The organism is Jeotgalibacillus sp. R-1-5s-1 (assembly GCF_004405105.1).
Classification (GTDB): Bacteria; Bacillota; Bacilli; order Bacillales; family Jeotgalibacillaceae; genus Jeotgalibacillus.
Map to the genome: position 1 here is coordinate 177,513 of NZ_SORW01000044.1, position 18,185 is coordinate 195,697.

Genomic DNA, 18,185 nt, shown 5'->3' on the forward strand with positions numbered 1-18,185 from the left:
GGGTGATCCGGATCGCGGGTATCAGACTTATTGTGGGACATAAAGTGAATATGATTTTGAAGGCCGGAACCGGGAATGGTTCCGGCCTTCCTTTTATTGAAGAAGTGGAGGGAATGTGAGGTTTTGCGGCGGATTCGTGAGTTTGTGGTGGGAGTTTGTGAGGTTCGGGGATGAGTTCGTGAGTTCAGCCACCACTTTCGTGAGTTCCTAAAAAAGTTCGTCAGTTTAGTGAAATTAGACCTATGCTCAAAACCTCTCCATTTGCCGCGAACCTGAAACGGTGAATGCATGAAGCCAGTTCCGCGTCAATCTTCCACTCACATCCAGTTGTCGCATGTTATAATGGGAATAAAAGGAGATCGCATCTTATGCTGAAGAAAACTTCATCAAAAAAGAAAAGAAATGATTCAGAAAGCTTGTCGGGGGATTTTAGAGCCTGGGCCATTGGTGAAGCCGTCATTCAGGTCATTCTTTTTGTACCTCGTCTTATTATTACATTTATAAGGTTTCTAGTGCCTTAAAGAACAAGGGGGTTTCAAATGCATTATCAGGTCAAAAATAATGGTGATTATACAGAAAAAATCGGGGAACTCGTATCAATGCTTGACATCACACGAGATGGAACATTAAAGGATCTTGAGGGTCTATCTGTGGAAGATCTGGACTATCTTACAGATGAATCAGCAAATTCAATTGGGATGTTATTAGCTCACATGGCAGCGATAGAGTTTGTCCATCAGCTGATTACATTTGAAAACCGTGATTTTTCTGAGGAAGAATGGAAAGTGTGGGGAGCCGCGATAGATATGGGGGAGAAGGGACGCTCAGAAATAAAGGGATTTCCGCTCTCTTATTATCTGCAAAAACTCAAAGAAGTCCGCGAATATACACTGTCACAATTGAAAATGAAAACAGACGAGTGGCTATACACAGAAGGTCTGTGGCCAAACGGAGTGAAAGTGAACCATTATTATTTCTGGTACCACGTCATGGAAGACGAACTAGGCCACCGCGGACAAATCCGTCTGATTAAGAAGCAGTTGAGATCTAAAAGTGAAATTTAGTTAGAAAAGTACATAAACACATGAAGAGGTTTGAGAGAATGTGAGTTTCACTCGCCAATTCGTGAGGTTAGCGCCAGAGTTCGTAAGCTTCCGGCATGAGTTTGTGAGTTTCCCATCCACTTTCGTGAGTTCCTGAAGAAATTCGTGAGTTCAGTGATAATTGACCTATGACGCAACTTCTCGATTTGCCGCGAATGAGCTTTTTCATTTTAACGAGTCTGATTCCGCGTCACTTCATTCTTATTTTATACATAATCAAACAGGTCTTCTCCACGATAAAAAAATTAATTCCATTACTCAAATATTACCATGCAAGACCTGAAACTCAGTCTGAGAAGGAGTCTTTCAATGCACCCAAAATCCAGAGGCTGTTTTACAATTGTTCAAAATGAAAAAGAGGAAGTATTGCTGGTTAAAAGAAAGGACTACCCTCTCTGGGACCTTCCAGGAGGTGTGCTGGATGATGCAGAAACGCTGAGCCGGTGTGCTGAAAGAGAGATCCGGGAAGAAAGCGGATATATTGTTTCCATTCAAAAGCAAATCGCTCAATATGAGATTGATGGAAGAGATGTTCAATACATATTTTCAGGTGTCCTTGAAGGGGGAAATCCGATACAGGATGGGCCTGAAACTGCGGAGGTCAGGTGGTTTTCGGAGAATAGACTGCCATACTTCATGATCCCTCATAGAAAAAAACAGATCAAATCCTATCTGAAGTCACCTGATGCATTTATTCATCAGTCTCTTCAGGATCCATGGTATATCAAAATCGCGAAATCAAATAGAAAAAAGGGTTAACGCTACCTTAACGAGAAAAGAGTATAGAGGAGTTGAGGGTTATCTATGGGTTACGAAAAAGCATTTCAGGAATATATAGACGCGACAAATACGCACGACTTTAACAACGTACGGAAGTACCTGCACGACGATGCGTTATATTGGTTCACGAATAAAACCTGTGCCACCCCGGCTGAAATCCAGGCGTATTTTGAAACGACCTGGGAAGTCATTCGTGATGAAGAATATTGGGCAACGGACATCCGGTGGCTGCATGCTGATGAGCATTTTGCGACTTGTGTGTATGCCTATCACTACCGGGGTATTTATGATGGAAAACCGGTCTCAGGGAACGGTCGCGCAACGAATGTGTTTAAAGTGGATGATAATGGTGAGTGGAAACTGATTCATGAGCATTTGAGCAGTATCAAATAGTAAGGATGGGGTGATCAAATGGACAGCATTATTTTTGATCTGGACGGAACGCTATGGGATCCGAGAAAAACGGTGTTAACCTCCTGGAATCAGGCGATCAGCCAGAGTTCGCTGACTGATAAGATGCTGACTCAGGAAGATTTAACGAAGACGATGGGTCTTCAAATGCATGAAATTGCGCAGGTGTTTTTTCCAGAGCTTGATGAAAAAAAGCAAATGGAGATCATGGATTACTGCACGGAAATTGAAATTCCCTACGTGGCGCAGCATGGGGGAGAACTGTACCCTGATCTGGAGGAAACGCTTAAAAAACTCTCTGAAAAATATCGATTGTTTATCGTCAGCAACTGCCAGGACGGGTATATCGAGGCTTTTTATGAATACCACAAGCTTGATCACTATTTTCAGGACTACGAAAATCCTGGGAGAACGGGTTTGACAAAAGGAGAAAACATTAAGCTGGTGATGGAACGAAACAATCTACAATCGCCGGTTTATGTAGGAGATACACAAGGAGACCGTAACGCTGCGCGCCATGCGGGTGTTCCATTTGTATTTGCAAAGTATGGATTTGGCGAAGTGGATGATTTCCATTACGAGATTGACGGGTTGAAAGAATTGCCGGAGTTGTTTAAGTAATGAAGGGATGGTTTTTCATTGCAGGGGGAGTGTTCATCCTTCTGCTTGTTTTTTATGGCATTTATGATTCCTTTTTTAAAGTTGATACAGGTCCGCTTGGAGATGGAGAGGTGCCGGTTAGTACCTACCTGTCACTTAGTGTAGCTGTTTTATCGGCGGTGCTTTGTTTTGTAAGAGGCAGTTATGAAATCATTTGGCGCAAACGGAAGGAGTCCAAGTCAAATGAGCGGTAAACAAACGAATCAAATGAAGATTTTTACAGAAAGACTCTGCTTAACGACTCGGATTGAGCCTCAAATGGCACTGGACTATTACATAAGAAATCGAACATTCCTGTCAGAATGGGAATCGGAAAGGGAAGAAGCGTTTTTTACACTTGAGATGCAACGCATTTTATTAGAAAATGATCAATCAGCAAAATTGAACGGTCAGTCGTATCGTTTCTGGATCTTTGAACACGGTGAATCTGATCGCGTAATTGGTTGTGTTTCAATTCAAAATATTCTGCGCAGCATCATGCAATCCTGTATTCTCGGCTATAAGCTGGATCACGCGATGGTTGGAAAAGGGTATATCACAGAAGCCTTGCGTGGTGTCGTTACTTTTGTGTTTTCAGAGCTTACATTACATAGAATTGAAGCACCTATTATGCCTTCCAACAAACCTTCAATCCGGGTTGTCGAAAAGCTGGGTTTTCGCTACGAAGGGACAACGTTCAAAATGATGAAGGTAAATGGCGTCTGGGAGGATCACGAAAGGTGGTCCCTGTTAAATCCGGCAGATGAATCGCTATAGAAATGGAGGACGTATGATGAATCTGGGAACCTAAATCACAGCAGAAGCCATCTCTCACCGGCTTCTGCTGTTTTGTGTACCGCTATATTTAATGCTTAATGTCCGAGTCTAAATAGTTCAACCTTCTTGTTTTCAGGGCTGTCCGGCTCATACGTTTGAACATAAAATTGCTGAGAATCCTCCGTCCAGTAACCGCTGTAGGAAATGACGGCATATGAGTCTGCGTGTTCCATCACTAGAGAGGTGTGGGTCAGCTGAAGATCATCCAGTCGACCGACATAGACATTGCTATAGAACTCACTTCCCATCTGTATGGCTGTATCAAATAAAAGATATTGACAGTCAGGAGAGAGATTAAAGGATGGTGTCCAGATTCCTTCCTCAGTTTTCCCTCCGGAAACGAGCATCTCTATTTCGTCAGTTTGAAGATCCTTGATGAAAATGCCTGATTGACCATCCATCATGCCGTTAAATATGATTTTCTGATCCAACAACACGTATTCATGAAATGAATCCTTATCCTGATCCAGTGCCAGCTCAAGCAAAAGCTCCGGATCTCCACCCTTGGCCAATCGATAAATACCATAAGCGCCATCCTTGAGTTTTCCAGTTAACAAAAGATCGGACTCGCTGACCTGAAAGTTTTGAGGGTGAATGGAGTCCGCTACGAACCTTGAATCCATTATCCACTCGCTGGTTTCCGTTGTAGCGGTATCAATGACTTCAATCTTACCGTCCGTGTAATAGCTTGCAGGGTTGATGATTAAATGACTTTCTCCCCCTGAAAAATAAGGCTGATCAATTAATCCTTCCTCACCAAGCGTTCCGATCAGCGTATCCTCACCTGACTCCAGATCAGCCAGAAATAAAAGCTCATCTTCTATCGACAGCGCCATTTTTCCATCCCTCGAAACCTTGAAAAAAGGCTTGTCGGAGACCTCAGTATGGTTTCCTGTTTCTGTATCAACACGGATCATTTTGTTACCATCAGAAAAGAAAGTCGAAGTACCGTGGAAGCTATAAAACTCCTCGGTGAAAAACTCGGTGTCGAAGGTCTGTTCATGAGTAAATGCAAGCGTTTGATCCGTCAGCATACTTTCTGTTTTGATGTCCTCTTTTACAGTGACGGTTTCCTGAGCTGCTGAGCTCATGGCGCATCCGGCTGTTACGAGGCTGGCAGCTACAAGTGCAATAGAAAGACTCTTTGGTTTGTTCATTTGATATCCTCCTCAAAAGTAAGTTCTTCTATAGAGTAAGGGAAGGATTTTTCCAACCTTTACGCACTTGTTTCCAGTTTGTTTCCGGCCGGGAAAGTCATTTTGACTTGAACGGTCTGATCTTGCTGCTCCATTGTAATCGTGCCGCGATTGGACTCTACAAGCTGCTTTGTAATGAATAAACCTAAGCCATGACTGTCCTTGGAAGACCGGAGAACGAATGGTTCAAACAGCTGACTTTTTATTTCCGCAGTCAGGCGGGGTGCATGGTTGGATACAGTGATTTCGTGAGACACATGAATATCAATGGCGTGTCCGGGTGTACCATGCTTAATCGCATTATCAAGCACATTCATCATGATCTGTTTCATCTCATCTCTGTTTGCTGAAAGGATCGTGGGTTCACCTGACAGTTTGAACGTCATCCCGTATTTGCCCGCCTTCAGTTCGAGATCTTCAAGGATGTGTTGTGTAAAAGAATATAGGTCGATTTCTTCGGTGCTGCGCGGACCCGTTTCGGCCGTTGAAAGGGACAATAGCCTGCTAACCATCTCGTTCAGACGCTGACTTTCAAGGTGAATCCGACCGGCCGCTTTTTGCAGAAAAGCCTGATCGTCAAAGGATTCAGCACCAATAATCTGAGCGTACCCGGAAATGGTGGTGAGCGGTGTCTTTAATTCGTGTGTGACGTGCTGGAAAAAGACGGTGCGCTTTTCTTCGGCGGTAAGTACACGTTGTTTTTCAATTTCAAGTTCCTGGATATAGTGCGTGATGTTTTGTTGCATGTGCTGAAATTGAATGGATAGCTCGTTCAGTTCATCTGACGTTCTGACAGTTGGGATGGTTTGAAAATCTCTTTGTGCGATTCTTTTGGCTGCTGCTGTCAGCGTATGTAACGGCTTGATCAGCTGATTCGTAAAGATCATAAGGAAGGCCAGGATCGCTGAGAATATGATGCCTGTGATCAGTGTCAAACGCTCCAGTAAAGCTTTATTTTGAGCGTAAATGGCTGTGTAGTCTGACGTGAATCTCACTACGCCATAAAAGTCACCATTCACATAAAATGGGTAAGCGAAATAAAGAATGGTTCCGTCATTTACCGGCGTCAGGGTGTAGGCGGCTTTATCGTCAAATGCCTGAAGCAGCTCTGCATGCTCCGTTTCTGACAGATCGACATGGAATTCCTGATGGTCAATCAGGAGTGACTCCTGTAATGGCATCGCTTCATACAAAAAGGTCCCGTCAGCATTGTAAATAGAGACGGCCATGCTGTTGATTCTGCTTAATTCATTGGCAATAGGCCTGCTGTATTCATTAAACATACCAAGGTCCGCCCCTTGAAGTTCTGCAAACTGGAGCAGGTATTGGCGGGAAGTGTTTTGCAGGGTCTGCATTTCAGTCGTAATGCGCTCATGAACGTGCTCCTCCAGCATTTTTTCAATAACGGAATAAGCGAAAAGAGCGGCTGCTAAAAAAATCAGTGAGAAACCAATAAAAAACTTTCTGCTGATCGTCCACTTCATCTGTGATGCCTGCGCATTCTGTATCCCGCTCCAAAAACAGTTTCAATTAAAGCAGGATGGAGCTTTTGTCTGATTCGCTGCACATGGACATCAACCGTTCTGTCCCCGCCGCTGTAATCAAAAGACCATACATGATCAAGAATTTCCTCTCTGGAAAATACGCGGTTTGGATGCTGGACAAACAATAATAGTAGCTCAAACTCCTTTGGCTTCATTGCCACGACTTCATTCTTTTTTAGAACGGTGTGGGCTGAAGGATTTACAACGATCTCATGATCAAGCGGTATGTATTGATAAGTCGCATCCTGTTTCTGCCGGCGCAGCAGTGCTTTGATACGGGCCAGCACTTCTCTGATGTCAAACGGTTTTGTCAGGTAATCATCAGCACCAAGTTCCAGGCCGAGCACTTTATCCACAATATCCCCCCGTGCCGTCAGCATCAAAATAGGCAGGCTGGTTGATGCGGTAATCTCCTTACATAATTCAAATCCGTTCGTATCCGGAAGCATCACATCCAGCACAACGAGATCAAAGCGAGTGCCCTGAAGCAGCCTGCGCGCCTCGTGTCCTGTGGCAGCCCCCTTTACAGCATATCCTTCCTGCCTGAGAGAATAAGATAATATATCGAAAATGGATTCTTCATCCTCCACAATTAAAATCGATTTGTTCATATAGACACCGTCCTTGAAAATCATTCTTCTATTATTTTACTGGAAAATTGTATCGAATTTGTTTCCAACTTTAAAAAGATGTCCAGAACACGAAGTTTTGCAGGATAACAGTCATTTGGAAGCGAAATACAAATGAGGACATTGAATAGACAGGGGAATAAAACATGGAACTCATTTTCTACACAGAGAAGGAAACATCATTGATTGAACAATATCAGCTTTCAAAGGAGCAATTGAATTTCACAGGAGCCCCGCAGAACAGCATCAAGTTAGCTGAGCAGGATGATCAGCGGCGGTGCATTTTGCTGATGGATGAAGGAAAGCTTGTATCGTATTTTGTTTTACACGAAAAAGATGGAGCGGCTCCTTATTCCGATAATCCCCAGGCTATTTTAATGCGGACGTTTTCAACAGATGTCAGGTATCTGGGGAAAGGCTATGGGAAGGCTGCCATAAAGCTGCTCCCGGACTTTGTGCGGGAGCACTACCCGCATATTAATGAAATCGTATTGGCTGTAAATATGAACAATTTGTTAGCGCAGTCACTTTATGAGAAAAACGGCTACATTGATTACGGGCGCAGGAAGATGGGACGTAAGGGAGAAATGAAAATATTGAGTCTGATGCTCGGGCAGAAAGCGGGTGTGCGATGAGTGGGGTATTGAAAGAATTTAAGGTGCCGAGCGGTTTTCTGGTGCTGGGTATTGTGTTTTTACTCATTGGTTTTAATGGACAACGGTTGGCAGTTAATTTTTCGAGGCCCGGAAATGCCGGCTACTGGGAGACGAGTCAGGAAATGATTAATGGATTTACGTATTTCCCTATAATCGTTGGTGTTGTGATGCTGCTTTTGTTTGTCAGTACATTTTCGATTGTGTATGCGCAGTCGTTTAAGAAAACGGTATAAGGGGGTCGCGGGAAATGGGAATTTTTTTCGAAAATAGTGAGACGAAGTCTTCTAAAAGAGTGACGACGATTCAGATCACCTTAATCGTGATCAGTTTGTTTTTTATATTACTAGGATTGTTTACAGATACAGGCGATCCTGCTTTGGCAGTCGGGTTTGTCCTTGCGGTGGTTCACAGTCTTATAGAGGTTGTTGAAGGGATCAGACATAAAGAAGGTAAGAAATACTGGTTCAATATTGTATTCTCCATCTTATTTCTGGTTTTGGCTTATCAGGCCATTTTTGTTTAATAGGGGTGATTAAAATGACGTCAATCGGTAAAGTAACCACAATCATGCGTCATCCGGTTAAGTCCTTGCGCGGTGAAGAGGTAGCGGAGACAAGGATCATGAACTACGGGCTGTATGGAGATCGCAGTCATGCACTGATGGATGGCGATCGTTTTTACACCGCTACACAAAATAAAGAACTACTCGGCTTTCATGCAGCGTTTGATGGTGAGGAGCAGGACAAGAAATATCCACCTGTTAAGATTTACGGCCCGGAAGAACAGACATTTTATTGGCATGAAGCAGCCTGCTTATCAACGTTTGAAGAGCTGGCTGGAAAGCCTTTAACACAGCAATCCTACACACCGGAGCACGTTCCTTTTGGTGCGATTGAGGAAGAGCATCTGCTGATCGTCAATGCAGCCTCCATTGAGCATCTTGAAAAAACACTTGGAAGGGAGATCGACTGGAGAAGATTTCGTCCGAATCTGATCGTATCCCTAAATGACGATGTGCCGTTTTCAGAGGAAAAGCTGATCGGACAAAAGATTTCTTTAGGGGAAGCGGGAATCGAAATCGTCCGACCGTGTGAGCGCTGCAGCATCATCAATATCGATCCGGAAACACTACACACCGATCCTGCTGTTTTGAAAACAGTTTATCAGCAGTACGAAAACTGCTTTGGCATGTATGCGAAAGTGCTGAAGGCTGGCAGAGTGCGTGTTGGGGATGATTTAAAGAAGAATTAAAGCTGCATCTTTCATTTATATCGTAAAATAAGATATAATCACACTATACGATATAAACGAGGTGCGCCAGATGAAAGAAGTAAAACAACTGAACGAATGCTGGACCGATCTATATTTCAATCTGCATTATCATCACGAAGAGAAAATTTCTCACCAGGCAGTCCGGATTATGCAGCTGCTTGAAAAGTCCGATGAGATTGGGATTAAGGAGATAGCTGCTTTTCTGGGAGTTTCTCACAATACGGGATCAGAACATGTAAAACGCCTGATTGATAAAAAATATATAGAAAAATTCAGAAGTAAGCATGATGAAAGAAGAGTCGTGTTAGCTCTGACGGAGTCAGGCAGGTCCGTTTTACACCGACATACAAGTCTTGATGAGAAAAAGCTTCAAATGCTTTTGGAATCTTTATCTGACAAGGAACGGGAATCAGTGTTGAATGCGTTTGCTCTTTTGAGTGAGAAGGCAAAATCATGTTTTTAGTCGTTAAAATACTCGTCTCAGCTGTAATCATTGCTGTGGTGACGGAGGTTGCACGCCGTTTCCCAACCTACGGAGGGCTCATTGCTGCGCTGCCCCTCGTCAGCTTGCTCAGTATTTTCTGGTTATATGTTCAGGGAACTGAGAAGACAGAGCTCAGTAAATTTGCGCTTGGCGTTTTATGGGGCTTTCCGGCAACAGCCGTTTTGCTGCTGATTGTCTTTTTGTCACTAAAACATTCGCTGAACCTCTTTGTGGGACTCGGGCTTGGGATAAGCGGCTGGGTGCTCTTTCTGATGCTGCAGGAGAAGGTTATTCGGGGATGGATTTAATACACTGTATGATGAGAAAAAGCTCCGGCGATTATGATATGCTCCCTTCAAAGTAGACAGAGAAATAATAAAAATTCTCTACTACTCTGAAGGGGGCATTTTTGTGTCTAAAAGAACGACTGGCCATACATTAGATGAAAAATTAAAAGCAGTATTATCTGTCTTAGATGAGAAGAAGTCGATGGGTGTGGTATCAAGAGATTACCAGATCGCTGAAAAGACCATCAAATCTTGGGTCCGTAAATATCAATCTGATGGAATCGACGGATTGAAGGAATCGAAGACCTGGAAAGCGTACTCACAGGAATTGAAACGACAGGCAGTGGATTATTATCTGGCGGGTCAAGGGAGCCTCAGTGAGACCTGTGCTCGTTTCAACATTTCAACTTCCTCTGTTTTACGAAGATGGATAAAGCGTTACACTAGTGGAAAAGACTTAAAATCCACTAGTGAGGGGAATAAAAAGATGAGCACAGGACGCAAGACAACACTACAGGAACGGATAGAGATCGTCCAATACGCAATCGCCCACGACCTTGACTATCATGGGGCTGCGGAGAAATATCAGGTCTCGTATCAACAGGTCTATGGATGGGTACGGAAATATCAGGCTGATGGAGAGATAGGACTTCACGATCGACGCGGTAAGACCTTGGAGTCAAAGTCGAATCTGACAGAAGTGGAAAAATTGAAGCTGCGCATCAAAGAACTGGACCATCGCAACCGATACCTTGAAACGGAGAACGGTCTGTTAAAAAAGCTGAAGGAAATCGAAAGGAGGGCCAGCATGCGCGATTAGGGATTCATCTGCATAAGTTTCAGGCGATCCATGACTATCATGAAGAGACAAAAGCGTCGATCCAACTGCTTTGTCAACTGCTTGAAGTATCACGATCCGGTTACTACAAATGGCTGAACCATACACCGACTGACCAACAGGAGGAAAATGAATGGCTACTCGGAGAGATCAAGAGGTTGTTCAACAAGCATCAAGGGATCCTGGGCTACCGACGGATCACCGTGTTCATCAACCGTCGGTTCAAGAAGCAGTACAATCGCAAACGGATTCGTCGTCTGATGATCAAGCTCTGCTTGAAGTCTTTCATTCGCCGGTCGAACGGCTATTGTACGAAGACCAGCTATGTCAACATCGAGGATAACGTCTTGAATCGCGCGTTCACAGCGAGCCAGCCCAATCAGAAATGGGTGACGGACATCACGCACCTGCATTACGGTCTTGGGAACAAGGCTTATTTGAGTGTGATCAAGGACTTGTATGACGGGTCTGTCGTGGCCTATAAGGTCGGTCACTTCAACAACAACGCCTTGGTGATGGATACGCTGAAGGCAGCCATCGAAGCGAACCCAGACGCGAACCCCCTACTCCATAGCGACCGTGGATCACAGTATACATCGAAGGAATACCGCTACATCACGACACAGGCAGGGATTACGCGCAGTATGTCCCGTGTCGGGAAGTGTATCGACAACGCACCGATAGAGAGCTTTTTCGGTCACTTCAAATGTGAGAAATATACATTGAAACCGTACAAGAGCTATGAAGAATTAGTCAACGACATTGATCAATATATGCGATTTTACAACGAGGAACGTTATCAAGAGAAATTAAACAACCTGGCACCGATGGAATATCGGTACCAGGCCGTAGCGTAGTTCTAGCTTTTTCTTTTTTACTGTCTACTTGACAGGGGGCAGTTCAATTATGCCGGAGCTTTTTCCATGATGATTATCTTAATAACGTGACAGGTCATTCTTCATTTTTTAGATTAGCGTAATTGTTTTGATGTCGCTAGCAAGCTTATTTCTGTCGATAGGTAGGCTTTTTCTGTTGATCGACTCTCTTAATGGGCTGAATTTGTTGTTAGCGCAGGCTTTAATGTTAATAGACTCGTTATTGTTGTCGATAGCTCTTCCATATCTGTTGATAGCACCGAGGGATCTGTCGACAGACGAACCGGCATCATTGAGCGACATGAAATTCAAAATGCTCCTCTACTTACAAATCATATTAAGAAGGATTTTTCACACTTTCAAATATGATGAATCTTCTAAACACCACCACCAGGACTGCCCCAAATATCAGCATGCCCCCAGCCAATAAAAACACAAATCTCACACCTGCTGCCTCTACAAGTACACCTGCCAGCAGCGTGGAGATGGCGTAGGTTGAAAAACTGACTGCCTCCTGTGCAGCGTATACTTTAGGTAACTCGTGCTCTTTTACTTTGAGTTGTAAGAGTGTGTCTTGTGTGATGCCTTTGATCTGTGAAGCGAAACCAAACAGGGCTGATAGCACCAAAGCAGTCCAGGGATTGGTGATCAGGCCGAAGGTAAGAGTGGACAATGCGCCAATCCATGCAGTCAATATGACTACCTTTCGCGTTTGCTCGTGAAGCAGCTGATCCACTTTGATGGCAATCAGTCCACCGATGATCAGTCCGGCAAAAAAACTTGAATTAATATAACCCCACCAGGCTTCACTCGTCTGCAGCACCTCAGCCACATATACGTACATAATGGCTGCGACCCAGACCACACCCGCATTAACCTCGATCATATCCACGAATGTAACAAGTCTCAAAAAGGGGCTTTTCCAGATGGCTTTCCATCCGGCACGCCTGTCTTTTGATGAATGATCCCCTTGGACAGCGCTGACGGTGTGACGTTTCGCAAGCATTCCGGCAAGCATGGCTGATCCGGCATAAAGGGAAACAGTCATCCACATGACTGACTCAGGAGACCAGAACGCGACCAAAATTCCGCCAAGCGGCCATGCACTCAGCTGAATCGTCTGTGTGACGACGCCCATCCATCCATTGGCTTTCACAAGGCGCTCTTTTTCCACCAGCCTCGGAATCAGCGCATAACTCGCAGGCGTCGCCCAACCATCTAAAAAAGCAATCCCGATGACGAATAAAAAGGTCACAAGGATCGCTTCCTTTGTTAAATACGGATAGCTGATGGCAAGCACCAGCAACAATAAAGTCTTACCACCCTGTGAACAAGCAAGCAGTGACGGCAAAGAATAACGATCCATCACATACGGGGCTGCGAGCGCACCAAAAAAGCGGGCGCTCATACTGAAAAATGGCAGCAGCGCTATATAAACAGCTGAACCCGTCAGCAAATAAATCGTTGAGATCAAAGAGACAATATAAAACACATCCCCAAGATTCGCCAGCGACTGACCCATCCACAGGAAACGAAACGAATGATTCCTCATTTTCCTGCTCCTTTTTCATTATTCAGTTTGATAAAGGGGAAAATGAATGTCTACACTCGTTTGTTCTCCGATCTGTTTTTTTACATACTACCATATTCAGGTGACAGGCACCCGTCGAATTTTGTCTGATGCATTCGACAGTTTTCGGGAGGTGCCTGGCACCTCAAAGCACCTCAAAGCAATAAAAGTCCTCAAAAACCTTCCTTCCGTTCATATTTCGTTCATAACTACCCACTATTCTATCCTCATCAACCAAAAGGAGGAAATAACATGTCAAAAAATAAACGTAAAAAAAGAGGCTGGATGATAGGAGGGATTGTGGTGGTGGCAGCTGTTGCGATTGCGGGTCCTTTGTTTGCAGCGGAGGATCAGGGTGAAAGGAAGACGGAGGAGGTACTTGAGGAAACGGTTACTACGTACAATTATTTTTCTGGGAATTTGAGTCCTGCTGAACGTACGGTTGTGAGAGCCGATCAGATGGATACGCTGACGATTGTGGTTGAGGAGGGACAGGAGGTTTCTGAAGGTGATGTACTGGCGGAAGGAAGTCAGTCGACGATTACTGCGCCTGAATCAGGTACGGTTCATGGTGTTCAGGCAGAGGATGGACCGGTGACTCAGGGGGCTCCTCTGATGGAGATTGTGGATTATCAGTCGTTACAGGCGATTGTTCAAATAGATGAATCTGATATTGGTTCCGTTTCTGAGGGTGATGAGATGACGGTCCGGATTTCTGCATCAGGTGAGGAAGTAACAGGAACGATTGTTACGGTATCCAATGAGGCATCTGCAAATCAAACGCCGAGTGCGCGTGCTTACTTTACTGCTGAGGTAGAGCTTGAGAAGCTTGAGGGAATGCGTGCGGGAATGACGGTTGAGGCAATGATGGTGAGGGATGAGTCGGTTCAGGTTCCTACACTATCTTTAGATGGAATTGAATATGACGACCAGGATCAGGCTTTTGTCTGGGTGGAGAATGATGAAGGTGATCTCGAGAAGCGATTTGTTGAAACCGGTTTAACGGATGGTATGCGCATTGAGATAACAGAAGGTCTTTCGCCCGGTGACCGTATCGTGATTGAAGAAACGTCAGCAGGCGGAGGTTTTGCACCCCCGATGATGGGAGGGGGAGGACAATGAGTACCATTGTCGAAATGAACGGACTGACCAAAACCTACAAGCTGGGCGAGGAATTGCAAACGGTGCTGACATCTATTGACCTTATCATTCATAAAGGGGACTTCATCTCGGTGCTTGGACCCTCCGGATCAGGAAAATCAACACTGATGAATATGATTGGCTGTCTTGATACACCTAGCTCTGGTGAATATAAAATCAGTAACCAAAGTGTATCTGAAATGACAGAAGCAGAGCTTGCGATCCTGAGAAATAAGGAAATCGGATTTGTGTTTCAGCAATTTCAGCTTTTACCACGTTTGTCTATTCTGGAAAATGTAGAGCTCCCGCTGATTTATTCCAGAGTCTCTAAAAAAGAGAGGAGACAAAGAGCGACTGAGCTTCTGGGAAAAGTGGGGCTTGGCGACAAGCTGACACATCGTCCTAATCAATTATCAGGTGGTCAGCAGCAGCGTGTTGCCATTGCGCGTGCATTGGTGACCAATCCGGCTATTTTGCTGGCGGACGAACCGACCGGTGCTCTTGACCAGAAAACCGGAAAACAGATCATGGATCTTTTTGTCCAGCTGCACCGTGAAGGGAAAACAATTGTCATGATCACGCACGATGAAAAGATTGCCCGTTATGGGAGCCGGATTATACATCTGTTGGACGGAGAAATAAGAGAGGAGGATGTCGCCCATGTTTAGAGAAAATATACGTATGGCTTGGCTGAATATTGCTGCAAACAGAATGCGTTCGTTTTTGACGATGCTTGGAATTGTAATTGGTGTCGGAGCGATCATTGCCCTGATGACGATCGTGAATGGTGCGACCGAATCCATAAATGAAGAAATATCCACTTTTGGAGCCGATCGTGTGAGTCTACAGATTCAGGGTACCGAATTAAAAGCAGGATTGACTGCCAGTGAGGTCGAAGAGTTAAGTAGTATGGAGGATATCAAGGGTGTCTCTCCGTCAGTAAATGGACTTGTTTCAAATGCATTTTCCACCGAACAAATTCAGTTATCGGGTAGAAGTGATGTTTACTTCAATCAGACTCCTGATGCACTGGAGAGGGGAAGAGGCATTACAGTAGCCGATGTTGAGCAGGAAACGGCTGTAGCAGTGATCGGGTCATCGCTTGCAGATGAATGGTTTCCGACACAAAACCCGATTAATGAGACGGTTGAATTGAATGGACGTACGTTTACAGTCGTTGGGGTACTGGCCCCATCGAGCAGCTTTTCCGTCACATCAGTTAATGATATGGTGATCACACCTTATTCGACTGCACAGCGCGTGCTGGGCGTTACGTCTGTAAACCAGGCTGATCTATATATGGATACTGGCGCAGATGCAAATGAGATTGTAGATGAGACGACCGTCATTTTGCAGCGGGCTTTTAATCAGAGAGAGGATGTATTTACGGTTACGAATTTTGAGGATGCCCTGGCTTCAATCGATCAGATTAATTCAATGCTATCGATGCTGCTTGTTGGAATCGCCTCTATTTCTCTGCTGGTAGGCGGAATTGGAATTATGAATATGATGCTTGTGTCAGTAACAGAGAGAACGAGCGAGATCGGGCTGAGAAAAGCACTCGGTGCATCACCCCGGTATATCCAGCTGCAATTTTTACTGGAATCAACGTTCTTATCATTACTGGGAGGTGCAATTGGTATTGCTTTTGGAATGGGGCTTGCGTATCTCGTATGTTTAGCTATGGGAATCGGGTTCACATTATCTGGTACAGCCCTGTTGCTGGCTGTCGGGTTTTCAGTGGGGATCGGTGTTCTATTCGGCTTTATTCCGGCGAGAAGAGCTTCCCGTCTGAATCCAATTGTGGCACTCCGAAGCGTATAGGAGGAGATGAGATGGTCCGGATTTTAATCGTTGAGGATGATGAAGGACTTCGTCATTATTTAAAGGAGGGACTGAGTCAGGCAGGTTACATAGTCATCGAAGCTGAAGATGGCTCGGACGCATTGGACCTGCTGGATCAACAGGCGATAGATCTGATGATTACAGATGTGATGATGCCAAACCTGGATGGTGTGACACTGACATCAGAACTTAGGGAAGTATACGTTTTCCCTATTCTGATGCTGACAGCCCTTGAATCCATTACGGATAAAAAGAAGGGATTTTTATCTGGAGCAGATGATTATCTGGTAAAGCCGGTTGAACTTGAAGAGCTGCTTCTCAGAGTCAACGCTCTGCTCCGGAGATCAAATATTGCAAGAGAAAAAAAGATTGCCTTTGGAAGAACGGTCATAGAAGAAGCTGCAAGGGTTGTGATCTATGAAAACGAAAGAATCGAATTCCCGATGAAGGAGTTTGATATTCTGTTTAAGCTGGCATCGAATCCCCGGAAAATCTTTACCCGTCAGCAACTGATGGATGATATATGGGGCTATGAGGCGGAAAGCGACCTGCGCACGATTGATGTTCATATCAAACGTATTCGGAAACGCCTTGAGCATATAGAGGATATAGAAGTGAAAACGGTTTGGGGACTTGGGTACCGGCTGGAGGTTCAGAAATGAAGCGCTTTTTTCATACTATTTACGGGCGTTTCCTTGTTATATTTATCGGTCTTTTATTAATTCCGATGATGATTTCATTTGCAGTGTTGTTTACTGTTCAGCTCGGGCAAATCAGAGAGGACGTAACCGCACAGATCAAGGATCAGGCAGAGGTTGTTCAAACGCTTATTGAATCAAATACCTTTACAGAAGAAGAAGCGCTTGATCTGGTCGTCAGTGATCTGCTGATTGCAGAGGTCTACTCCTCCGCTGCTGAGTGGAGAAATTCAGATACGGCGGTCTACACAGGGCAGACCATTGAGCAGTTGACAGATGGGGAGGTAGTCACAGGCGTTCTAGCTGACTTCAGAGAGCTTCCTTATGCAGCCTTCGAGCAAAACGGGGCAATCTATATGATTTCTCCTGATCTGAACAACAATCAAATTACACAGTTTCGGGAAATGACGATATACAGCTTTTTAGGAGTGGCTGTTGTGGGCTCCATCCTTCTATTATTTGCGATCTCATTCCTGACTAAAAGGCTGAAGCGGATCAGTCAGGCCTCCAGACAGGTTTACGAGGGGAACTATTCTGTGCGGATTGAAGATAAGGGGAATGATGAAATCGGTGATCTGGCACGTCAGTTTAACCAGATGGCTAAAGAGCTTGAATCAAATGAATACCTGAACAAAGAATTGTCTGCGACCATGGCGCATGAATTTAAAACGCCTGTTTCGTCTATGATAGGTTTTGCTGCGTTATTAAAGAAAGAGGACTTGCCTGAAAATAAGCGCCTTGAATACGCATCAGTCATTGAACGTGAAGCAAGAAGGCTTGCCAATTTGTCCTCTGCGCTTCTAAAGCTGTCCACCTTTGATCACCAGCTTGTTCGGCTGGAAAAAGAAACGTATATGCTGGATGAACAGATCAGGGAGTGCTTGCTGACGCTGCAGCCGCAGTGGGAGGAAAAGGAACTTCAGCTGAACATTGAGCTGGAGGAAATAACGCTGACGGCTGATCAGGAGCTGATGTCCCAGGTCTGGTTAAATATCTTGAAAAACGCGATTGAGCACTCTAATCATGGAGGCGAGTTGGCAGTTACACTGTCTCATAAACCGGGTGAAATCCAGATCATGATAAAAGATCAGGGAAAGGGGATTGAACCTGAGCATATAGGCCGGATCTTTGACCGCTTCTATCAGGCTGATCAAACAAGACACTCTTCAGGAACAGGGCTTGGACTGCCGCTCGTCAAAAAGATTGTGGAGCTTCATGACGGACGTGTCGCTGTCGAGAGTAAGCCGGGAGCGGGCGCTTTATTTACCGTGATCCTTCCGCTTAGTGAACGACCATAAAAGTTCACAGCGCCTTAAAAATCGAATCAGGCCATTCTGTTGCGCTAAAATAGGGTTGGATACGATGGCGAAGGAGGCTTTAC

At 44.7% G+C, this 18,185-nt stretch carries 23 protein-coding genes; 19 read left to right on the top strand and 4 right to left on the bottom strand.

Going from position 1 to position 18,185, the window contains the following annotated elements; genetic code table 11:
* Positions 1 to 368 precede the first annotated feature (368 nt).
* From E2491_RS17555 to E2491_RS13675, 7 genes are all read left to right on the top strand, one after another.
* Complete coding sequence (locus E2491_RS17555; RefSeq protein ID WP_166805892.1) at positions 369 to 521, top strand: hypothetical protein; 153 nt, start codon at positions 369 to 371, stop codon at positions 519 to 521.
* An 18-nt stretch (positions 522 to 539) separates the two neighbouring features.
* The gene (locus tag E2491_RS13650; protein WP_134376171.1) at positions 540 to 1,064 is read left to right on the top strand and encodes a DinB family protein; all 525 of its coding nucleotides are present in this window, start codon (positions 540 to 542) and stop codon (positions 1,062 to 1,064) included.
* 348 nt (positions 1,065 to 1,412) lie between these two features.
* On the top strand, positions 1,413 to 1,862 hold the full coding sequence (locus E2491_RS13655; RefSeq protein WP_134376172.1) for an NUDIX hydrolase: 450 nt from the start codon (positions 1,413 to 1,415) through the stop codon (positions 1,860 to 1,862).
* 45 nt (positions 1,863 to 1,907) lie between these two features.
* Positions 1,908 to 2,276 (top strand): YybH family protein, encoded by a 369-nt coding sequence (locus E2491_RS13660; RefSeq protein WP_134376173.1) that lies wholly within the window; start codon positions 1,908 to 1,910, stop codon positions 2,274 to 2,276.
* Between the two features lie 18 nt (positions 2,277 to 2,294).
* Entirely contained in the window at positions 2,295 to 2,915 is a 621-nt protein-coding gene (locus E2491_RS13665; protein WP_134376174.1) for an HAD family hydrolase, read from the top strand.
* Positions 2,915 to 3,148 carry a hypothetical protein gene (locus E2491_RS13670; protein ID WP_134376175.1) on the top strand — a complete coding sequence of 78 codons (234 nt, stop codon included), beginning with the start codon at positions 2,915 to 2,917 and terminating at the stop codon, positions 3,146 to 3,148. Before E2491_RS13665 ends, E2491_RS13670 begins: the two co-directional genes overlap by 1 nt.
* Positions 3,149 to 3,161: 13 nt before the next feature.
* A complete protein-coding gene (locus E2491_RS13675; protein WP_134376254.1) occupies positions 3,162 to 3,710 on the top strand; it encodes a GNAT family N-acetyltransferase in 549 nt (182 codons plus the stop codon).
* Between the two features lie 95 nt (positions 3,711 to 3,805).
* Here E2491_RS13675 and E2491_RS13680 read toward each other — a convergent pair whose 3' ends face one another.
* From E2491_RS13680 to E2491_RS13690, 3 genes are read right to left on the bottom strand one after another with little or no spacing between them, the layout of a single operon-like run.
* The gene (locus tag E2491_RS13680) at positions 3,806 to 4,927 is read right to left on the bottom strand and encodes a hypothetical protein (RefSeq protein ID WP_134376176.1); all 1,122 of its coding nucleotides are present in this window, start codon (positions 4,925 to 4,927) and stop codon (positions 3,806 to 3,808) included.
* A gap of 59 nt (positions 4,928 to 4,986) precedes the next feature.
* Positions 4,987 to 6,450, bottom strand: coding sequence for a sensor histidine kinase (locus E2491_RS13685; protein WP_134376177.1), 1,464 nt, complete (start codon positions 6,448 to 6,450; stop codon positions 4,987 to 4,989).
* Positions 6,447 to 7,121 carry a response regulator transcription factor gene (locus E2491_RS13690; protein WP_134376178.1) on the bottom strand — a complete coding sequence of 225 codons (675 nt, stop codon included), beginning with the start codon at positions 7,119 to 7,121 and terminating at the stop codon, positions 6,447 to 6,449. Before E2491_RS13690 ends, E2491_RS13685 begins: the two co-directional genes overlap by 4 nt.
* 164 nt (positions 7,122 to 7,285) lie before the next feature.
* On the opposite strand from E2491_RS13690, the gene E2491_RS13695 reads away from it, so the two are divergent.
* From E2491_RS13695 to E2491_RS13725, 7 genes are all read left to right on the top strand, one after another.
* Complete coding sequence (locus tag E2491_RS13695; protein WP_134376179.1) at positions 7,286 to 7,774, top strand: GNAT family N-acetyltransferase; 489 nt, start codon at positions 7,286 to 7,288, stop codon at positions 7,772 to 7,774.
* Entirely contained in the window at positions 7,771 to 8,028 is a 258-nt protein-coding gene (locus E2491_RS13700; RefSeq protein ID WP_134376180.1) for a hypothetical protein, read from the top strand. Before E2491_RS13695 ends, E2491_RS13700 begins: the two co-directional genes overlap by 4 nt.
* 14 nt (positions 8,029 to 8,042) lie before the next feature.
* Positions 8,043 to 8,318, top strand: a complete 276-nt coding sequence (locus E2491_RS13705; protein ID WP_134376181.1) for a hypothetical protein — start codon at positions 8,043 to 8,045, stop codon at positions 8,316 to 8,318.
* 14 nt (positions 8,319 to 8,332) lie between these two features.
* Positions 8,333 to 9,046, top strand: coding sequence for an MOSC domain-containing protein (locus E2491_RS13710; RefSeq protein WP_134376182.1), 714 nt, complete (start codon positions 8,333 to 8,335; stop codon positions 9,044 to 9,046).
* 70 nt (positions 9,047 to 9,116) lie between these two features.
* Entirely contained in the window at positions 9,117 to 9,530 is a 414-nt protein-coding gene (locus E2491_RS13715) for a MarR family winged helix-turn-helix transcriptional regulator (RefSeq protein WP_134376183.1), read from the top strand.
* Positions 9,521 to 9,859, top strand: a complete 339-nt coding sequence (locus E2491_RS13720) for a DUF3147 family protein (protein ID WP_134376184.1) — start codon at positions 9,521 to 9,523, stop codon at positions 9,857 to 9,859. The genes E2491_RS13715 and E2491_RS13720 overlap by 10 nt, the downstream gene beginning before the upstream one ends.
* Before the next feature lie 103 nt (positions 9,860 to 9,962).
* Positions 9,963 to 11,533, top strand: a protein-coding gene (locus tag E2491_RS13725) for an IS3 family transposase (protein WP_134376185.1) whose coding sequence is annotated in 2 segments (ribosomal slippage) — positions 9,963 to 10,626 and positions 10,626 to 11,533 — 1,572 coding nt in all. Because the reading frame shifts where the segments join, the coding sequence is not laid out codon by codon here.
* Between the two features lie 355 nt (positions 11,534 to 11,888).
* On the opposite strand, the gene E2491_RS13730 is transcribed toward E2491_RS13725, so the two are convergent.
* A complete protein-coding gene (locus E2491_RS13730) occupies positions 11,889 to 13,103 on the bottom strand; it encodes an MFS transporter (protein ID WP_134376186.1) in 1,215 nt (404 codons plus the stop codon).
* Positions 13,104 to 13,373: 270 nt separating this feature from the next.
* On the opposite strand from E2491_RS13730, the gene E2491_RS13735 reads away from it, so the two are divergent.
* From E2491_RS13735 to E2491_RS13755, 5 genes are read left to right on the top strand one after another with little or no spacing between them, the layout of a single operon-like run.
* A complete protein-coding gene (locus E2491_RS13735; RefSeq protein ID WP_134376187.1) occupies positions 13,374 to 14,243 on the top strand; it encodes a permuted SH3 domain-containing protein in 870 nt (289 codons plus the stop codon).
* Positions 14,244 to 14,248: 5 nt separating this feature from the next.
* Positions 14,249 to 14,929 (top strand): ABC transporter ATP-binding protein, encoded by a 681-nt coding sequence (locus E2491_RS13740; protein WP_208528077.1) that lies wholly within the window; start codon positions 14,249 to 14,251, stop codon positions 14,927 to 14,929.
* Positions 14,922 to 16,085, top strand: coding sequence for an ABC transporter permease (locus E2491_RS13745; RefSeq protein ID WP_244093960.1), 1,164 nt, complete (start codon positions 14,922 to 14,924; stop codon positions 16,083 to 16,085). Before E2491_RS13740 ends, E2491_RS13745 begins: the two co-directional genes overlap by 8 nt.
* A gap of 11 nt (positions 16,086 to 16,096) precedes the next feature.
* Positions 16,097 to 16,768, top strand: a complete 672-nt coding sequence (locus tag E2491_RS13750; protein ID WP_134376189.1) for a response regulator transcription factor — start codon at positions 16,097 to 16,099, stop codon at positions 16,766 to 16,768.
* A complete protein-coding gene (locus E2491_RS13755) occupies positions 16,765 to 18,102 on the top strand; it encodes a HAMP domain-containing sensor histidine kinase (RefSeq protein ID WP_134376190.1) in 1,338 nt (445 codons plus the stop codon). Before E2491_RS13750 ends, E2491_RS13755 begins: the two co-directional genes overlap by 4 nt.
* The last annotated feature ends 83 nt before the right edge of the window (positions 18,103 to 18,185 follow it).

Excerpts from the sequence above, each read along its gene's own strand:
- E2491_RS13675 (WP_134376254.1), top strand. The coding sequence starts at position 3,162 with ATGAAGATTTTTACAGAAAGACTCTGCTTAACGACTCGGATTGAGCCT.
- E2491_RS13660 (WP_134376173.1), top strand. The coding sequence starts at position 1,908 with ATGGGTTACGAAAAAGCATTTCAGGAATATATAGACGCGACAAATACG.
- E2491_RS13650 (WP_134376171.1), top strand. The coding sequence starts at position 540 with ATGCATTATCAGGTCAAAAATAATGGTGATTATACAGAAAAAATCGGG.
- E2491_RS13695 (WP_134376179.1), top strand. The coding sequence starts at position 7,286 with ATGGAACTCATTTTCTACACAGAGAAGGAAACATCATTGATTGAACAA.
- E2491_RS13680 (WP_134376176.1), bottom strand. The coding sequence starts at position 4,927 with ATGAACAAACCAAAGAGTCTTTCTATTGCACTTGTAGCTGCCAGCCTC.
- E2491_RS13710 (WP_134376182.1), top strand. The coding sequence starts at position 8,333 with ATGACGTCAATCGGTAAAGTAACCACAATCATGCGTCATCCGGTTAAG.
- E2491_RS13665 (WP_134376174.1), top strand. The coding sequence starts at position 2,295 with ATGGACAGCATTATTTTTGATCTGGACGGAACGCTATGGGATCCGAGA.
- E2491_RS13700 (WP_134376180.1), top strand. The coding sequence starts at position 7,771 with ATGAGTGGGGTATTGAAAGAATTTAAGGTGCCGAGCGGTTTTCTGGTG.
- E2491_RS13735 (WP_134376187.1), top strand. The coding sequence starts at position 13,374 with ATGTCAAAAAATAAACGTAAAAAAAGAGGCTGGATGATAGGAGGGATT.
- E2491_RS13690 (WP_134376178.1), bottom strand. The coding sequence starts at position 7,121 with ATGAACAAATCGATTTTAATTGTGGAGGATGAAGAATCCATTTTCGAT.
- E2491_RS13750 (WP_134376189.1), top strand. The coding sequence starts at position 16,097 with ATGGTCCGGATTTTAATCGTTGAGGATGATGAAGGACTTCGTCATTAT.
- E2491_RS13745 (WP_244093960.1), top strand. The coding sequence starts at position 14,922 with ATGTTTAGAGAAAATATACGTATGGCTTGGCTGAATATTGCTGCAAAC.
- E2491_RS13730 (WP_134376186.1), bottom strand. The coding sequence starts at position 13,103 with ATGAGGAATCATTCGTTTCGTTTCCTGTGGATGGGTCAGTCGCTGGCG.
- E2491_RS13720 (WP_134376184.1), top strand. The coding sequence starts at position 9,521 with ATGTTTTTAGTCGTTAAAATACTCGTCTCAGCTGTAATCATTGCTGTG.
- E2491_RS13655 (WP_134376172.1), top strand. The coding sequence starts at position 1,413 with ATGCACCCAAAATCCAGAGGCTGTTTTACAATTGTTCAAAATGAAAAA.
- E2491_RS17555 (WP_166805892.1), top strand. The coding sequence starts at position 369 with ATGCTGAAGAAAACTTCATCAAAAAAGAAAAGAAATGATTCAGAAAGC.
- E2491_RS13685 (WP_134376177.1), bottom strand. The coding sequence starts at position 6,450 with ATGAAGTGGACGATCAGCAGAAAGTTTTTTATTGGTTTCTCACTGATT.
- E2491_RS13670 (WP_134376175.1), top strand. The coding sequence starts at position 2,915 with ATGAAGGGATGGTTTTTCATTGCAGGGGGAGTGTTCATCCTTCTGCTT.
- E2491_RS13715 (WP_134376183.1), top strand. The coding sequence starts at position 9,117 with ATGAAAGAAGTAAAACAACTGAACGAATGCTGGACCGATCTATATTTC.
- E2491_RS13705 (WP_134376181.1), top strand. The coding sequence starts at position 8,043 with ATGGGAATTTTTTTCGAAAATAGTGAGACGAAGTCTTCTAAAAGAGTG.
- E2491_RS13755 (WP_134376190.1), top strand. The coding sequence starts at position 16,765 with ATGAAGCGCTTTTTTCATACTATTTACGGGCGTTTCCTTGTTATATTT.